General features: G+C 61.5%; 4 protein-coding genes. All 4 read left to right on the top strand.

Going from position 1 to position 5,490, the window contains the following annotated elements; all coding sequences use genetic code 11:
• The first annotated feature begins 158 nt into the window (after positions 1 to 158).
• The 4 genes from KYK14_RS21455 (at position 159) to KYK14_RS21440 (ending at position 5,473) form a co-directional block, all read left to right on the top strand.
• Positions 159 to 1,619, top strand: a complete 1,461-nt coding sequence (locus KYK14_RS21455; protein WP_219161709.1) for an alpha-L-fucosidase — start codon at positions 159 to 161, stop codon at positions 1,617 to 1,619.
• A gap of 121 nt (positions 1,620 to 1,740) precedes the next feature.
• Entirely contained in the window at positions 1,741 to 2,415 is a 675-nt protein-coding gene (locus KYK14_RS21450; RefSeq protein ID WP_219161708.1) for a response regulator transcription factor, read from the top strand.
• On the top strand, positions 2,415 to 3,800 hold the full coding sequence (locus KYK14_RS21445) for a sensor histidine kinase (protein WP_219161707.1): 1,386 nt from the start codon (positions 2,415 to 2,417) through the stop codon (positions 3,798 to 3,800). The genes KYK14_RS21450 and KYK14_RS21445 overlap by 1 nt, the downstream gene beginning before the upstream one ends.
• 218 nt (positions 3,801 to 4,018) lie before the next feature.
• Positions 4,019 to 5,473, top strand: coding sequence for a TolC family protein (locus KYK14_RS21440; RefSeq protein WP_219161706.1), 1,455 nt, complete (start codon positions 4,019 to 4,021; stop codon positions 5,471 to 5,473).
• The last annotated feature ends 17 nt before the right edge of the window (positions 5,474 to 5,490 follow it).

The following is a 5,490-nucleotide window of genomic DNA, read 5'->3' as shown; positions in this document are numbered from 1 at the left end:
TATGCGTCTCTACACCGTTCACTATTTAACTCAAACAGCTTCCGAGTATCTTCATCGTCTACTGATGCGAGTTATTCAACGACGAGACACAACGTATTGTGTTTCTACCATATACACTCCGCTGAGAACCTAGCAACTCCTCCTAAACCACGCCTCCTATGCCGTTTCTCCATTACGCACCCTGGCTGCTACTGGCAGGTCTAGGCGCCGCAACCCAGGCGCAGGCCCAAACCACCTACCAGCCTACCTGGGCTTCGTTGGACCAGCGCCCGGTGCCGCAGTGGTTTACGGATGCAAAGTTTGGCATTTTCATTCATTGGGGCGTGTACTCGGTGCCGGCCTACCGGCCCGTGAGTCCCCGCCCCTACGAAACCTACGCCGAGTGGTACGGGGCCGATGTATACGGCAATGCGGCGCTGCGTGAGAGCTTTCACAACAAAAATTACGGCCCCACCTTCACCTACCGCGACTTCGGGCCGCTGTTTCGGGCTGAGCTGTTCGACCCCGCCCGCTGGGCCGATTTGTTTGTGCGCGCCGGCGCCCGCTACGTGGTACTCACCTCAAAGCACCACGACGGCTACTCCCTGTGGCCTACCACCGCCCCCTACAAGCAGCAGTGGAATAGCGGCGCCGTGGGGCCGAAGCGCGATTTGGTGGGCGAGCTAACCCAGGCCGTACGCGCCCGCGGCCTGAAAATGGGCCTGTACTACTCTTTAATGGAGTGGGAAAGCACTCCTACCCCCAGCCGGCCCGGCGGCTACTACCTCCCCGCTGCTGACATTGCCAAGCACCAGATACCCGACGCGCAGTACGTGGACCAGAACTCCCTGTGGCAACTCAAGGAACTGGTCACGCGCTACCAGCCGGCCCTGCTCTTTGCCGATGGCGAATGGGACCGGCCCGCCGAGTACTGGAAAAGCCGCGAATTTCTGGCGTGGCTCTACAACAACGCCCCCAACAAAATGGAAGTGGTGGTGAATGACCGGTGGGGCCGCGGCACCCGCAGCCAGCACGGCGGCTACTACACCAGCGAGTACGCCAGCGACAACGACAAGGTAGGCGCGCACCACCCCTGGGAGGAAAGCCGCGGCATGGGCCAGTCCTACGGCTTCAACCGCGCCGAAAACATCGATGACTACCTCTCCTCAGCCCAGCTCGTACACCAGCTCATCGACATCGTGAGCCGGGGCGGCAACCTGCTGCTCAACATTGGCCCGGCGGCCGATGGCACCATTCCGGTGCTGATGCAGGAACGGTTGGTGGACATTGGCAAGTGGCTGGCTATCAACGGCGAGTCTATTTACGGTACCACCGCTTGGGAGCCGGGCGTTACCCAAAGCGAGCCGAACAAAACGCTCTACTACACCGCCAAGGGCAACGACCTGTACGTGCTGGCCACGGCCTGGCCTGCCGCTCCCTTTGTGGTAGCCGGCGTGCGCTCTACCCGCAAGCCGCCCCAGGTGACGCTGTTGGGTAGCCCGGTACCAGTGAAAGCCACCACCAAAGGCGGCCAGCTCACCATTCAGCCGCCTACCCTAAGTCCGGCGCAGATCCCTTCGCCGCTGGCGTACGTATTCAAAATCAGTGGCGGTGCGGCACTACCCGCCGCCGGCCGCTGAAGGCGCGGCTTGTTTTCTCAGGCTGACGCGGTGCGGGCGACTTCGCCCTACCCCCTCACTTGCGGGTAGTCCCATCGTGCCGGCGCCGACATTCTTTCTTGCATCCCGAAAAATCGTTGTCTTGAGAATTCTCCTCGTTGAAGATGAAGTAAGCCTGGCCTCGTTTATCCGCAAGGGTATCGAAAGCGAAAACTATGAGCTGGACGTGGCCTACGATGGCCTAATGGGCCAGCGCATGTTCGAGCAGCGCCCCTACGACGTGGTGATTCTGGACGTGAACCTACCGCACATCAATGGGTTCGAGCTGTGCCGCTATATCAAGCAGCACTCGCCGCGCCAGGCCGTGCTCATGCTCACGGCCCTTGATGGCATGCAGGACAAGGAAAGCGGCTTCGGGGCGGGCGCCGACGACTACCTCGTGAAGCCCTTCGTGTTTCGGGAGCTGCTGTTGCGTATTCGGGCGCTGGCCCGCCGCAGCATTTCCTACGCCGGCCAGCACGCCCTGTTGCAGGTAGCCGACCTGGAAATGGACGTGGACGCCCGCATGGTGCGCCGGGCCGGGCAGCGCATCGAGCTGACTACCCGCGAGTATGCGCTGCTGGAATTTCTGATGGTGAACAAGGGTAAAACCGTGAGCCGGGTGGAAATTGCCGAGAAGGTGTGGGACCTGCACTTCGACACCAATACCAATGTGATTGACGTATACATCAACTACTTGCGCAAGAAAATTGATAAGAATTTTGGGCAAAAGCTGCTGCACACGGTGGTAGGCATGGGCTATTTGATGCAGGGCTAATGGCGGCGCGGCTCCAGATCAAGCACAAGCTCCTGCTGTGGTTCAGCGGTTTGGTGGGCCTGATTTTGCTGGCCTTCTCCACCTACGTGTACCTGAGCTACATTGATTTTCGCCAGGATTCCTTCACTACCCGCCTCACGCGCAAGGCCAACGTGGCCCATCAGGTGCTTGGCGACACCATTGTCAGCCATGTGCTGGCTTCCCTACCCGAGCAGGCCGAGTACCTCTACGCCCCCGACAATACGCCGCTCTACAGCAGCCTACACGGGCAGGACTTTCAGCCTACCCCGGAATTCCTGGCGCAGGTGCGGCAGGAAAAGGAATATGCTTTTTCGTTCAGCAGCCCCAGCCATCAGTACCCCAAAGATGGCGTGGCCATCACCTATCACTCTCCAGATGCCCCCGGTGAGTACGTGGCTATTGTGACGGCCTACGACAGCAACGGCTACACCCGCCAATACACCCTGCTGAATTCGCTGCTCTACGGCAACCTGATGGCCGTGGTGCTGGTAGCCGGGCTGGGGCTGCTTTTCGCCAGCCGGGCGCTGGCCCCCTTGAATTTCCTGATTCGCCAGCTGCGGGCGCCCGGCTCCCAGGCGGCTAGTTTTCGCCTGCAGGCCTCCAACCCCCACGACGAGGTAGGCGTTCTGGCAACGGCCTTCAACGACCTGCTGACGCGGCAAGAGGCCCTGGCCGCCAGTCAGCAGGCGTTTATTGCGCAGGCCTCGCACGAGCTGCGCACGCCCCTGACCACTATCAAAGGTTGGCTGGAAACTTCCCTGGATTACGATTCGGACGTGACCAGCTTAAAGGAAGGCATCAGCCACGCCGCCCACGAGCTGGACAAGCTCACAGAGCTGACCAACGGCCTGCTGCACCTGGCGCGCCTCGGGGGCATCACGCCCCACCTCGACCGCCAGCCGCTAGAAGTGATGGACATTCTGCTAGATGTGATTGACACTGTGCAGCACCAGCGCCCCCAACAGCGCCTGTCGCTGGACGTGGGCGAGGGCGTAGAGCGGCAAGCGGTGCCGCCTACGGTATTCGGCAACCGCCACCTGCTGCGCACGGCCCTGGTGAATCTGGTAGACAACGCCTGCAAATACTCGGCGGAGCAGCCAGTGGCCCTGCGCCTGACAATGAACACCGACCAAGGCATTCGGCTGTATATTGAAGATCAGGGCGTTGGCATAGCGCCCGCCGATATGCAATTTATTTTTCAGCCGCTGATTCGCGGGAGCAACACGCAACATATTCAGGGCTTCGGCATTGGGCTGACGCTGGCCCACGAGATTTTGCAGCTGCACCAAGGCGTGCTTCATCTGCTACCCCGGCCAGGTGGTGGCACCATTGCCGAAGTCAGCCTACCCCTACTGAAAGGGTAGCAGATAGACCTGTGGCTGCCTTGGAAGCAGTGGCTACCCTTTAGGCGTGATGCGGCGCAGAGTTGAAGCATGCTGGTCTCTTCGCTTGATTTCTCACTCAAGCGTACTTCTCATTTGTTGGCAGCACGAGCCCAGAAGCCTTATTAAAAGACACTCTAATAACTTCTAATCTATCACTAACATCAGTCTAATACCGCGGCTCTAGCTTTACTGGCATCATGCTAGCAACGCTTTCCTCCCTGTATTTACTACCATCTGACCGCTGCCGCTTCCTGGTGCTGCTGGCGGTTGGCTTTCTAGGTATAGCCATTTCCAAGCCTGCCGTGGCCCAGGCGCAGGCCGTGCCTTCGTCGCCGCTCACACTGCCCCAGGCGCTGGAGCTGGCCCGCGCCAACTACCCGGCGCTGCGGGCGCGGCAGGCCGCCGTGGAGGCCGCCGCCGCCGATGTACGGACGAATCGGGCCAACTTCCTACCCCAGATTACGGCCCAGGTGCAAGCCGCGCACGGCACCGCCAACCAAGTGCGCGGTGCGGTGCTGCCAGGCGGCGCCCTCGGTATTGCTGGGGTGCGGCCCGATTTCAGCAGCCAAACCACCTGGACCAGCCAGGGCGGCTTGGTGGTGGAGTGGCCGGTGCTCACGTTTGGACGCTTTCGCGCTACCCTAGAACGCGCCAACGCCGCCACCAACCAGGCCCAGGCCGACTACGAGCAGGAGATGTTTGCGCACCAGGTGCGCGTGGCCGATGCGTTTATGCTGGCGCTGGTGGCCCAAAAGTCGGTGGCGTTGCAACGAGCCAACCTGCAACGCACACAGTCGTTGCGGCGGGTGATACGGGCCGGCACCATGTCGGGCATCCGGCCGGGTATCGACAGCTCTACTACGAATGCCGAGTACTCGCGGGCGCAATTGCAGTTTCTAACCAGCCAGCAGCAGGCCTTGCAGCAACGCGTGCAGCTAGCCAGCCTACTGGGTACGCCCATGCAGGCCATCCAGCTCGACTCGATGGAGTTCTATACCAAGCTGCCCAACATTGCTCCGGCCGTATACTCCGACACCACGCACCAGCCGCCCATTCTGCGGGCCGCTCAGCAGCGCGTGCGGGCCAGCGAAGCTCAGAACAACCTGCTGCTCATGAACAAGCGCCCTACCCTATCGCTGGTGGGGGCCACGTGGGGACGCGGCTCGGGCATCGGCAACCGCACCGGCCCCGACGGCACCTACCCCATTGATGCGTCGCTGGGGGCCGGCCTACCCTTTAAGGCCTACAACTACGTGCTGGGCGGTGCATTGTCGTGGAATATCACCGAGCTGTGGCGTACCAAATACGCCACCAACGCCCAGCAGCAGCGCGTGAACCAGGCCCAGGCCGAGTACAGCCAACAAGTGCTGCTGCTGCAAACCGAGCGGCAAAACGCCGTGCTGCAACTGGAGCTGGCCAACCAGACGGCCCAGGAGGCCCCACGCCAGCTCGACGCGGCCAGCCGCGCCTTTGTGCAGGCCAAAGCCCGCTACGATGCCGGCCTCGACAACCTGGTGGTACTTACGCAAGCCGCCCTTACCCTCAACCGCGCCGAAACCGACCAAGCCTTGGCCGTGAACAACCTCTGGCGCGCCCTGCTCCTGCGCGCCGCCACCAACGGCGACCTGGGCGTGCTGCTAGAACAGCTGTAGAATCTTACCCTCGGCTA

Source organism: Hymenobacter profundi (assembly GCF_019334315.1).
Taxonomy (GTDB): Bacteria; Bacteroidota; Bacteroidia; order Cytophagales; family Hymenobacteraceae; genus Hymenobacter; species Hymenobacter profundi.
Note: the sequence above shows the minus strand (reverse complement) of the source record. Positions and strands in the feature narration are given on the sequence as shown.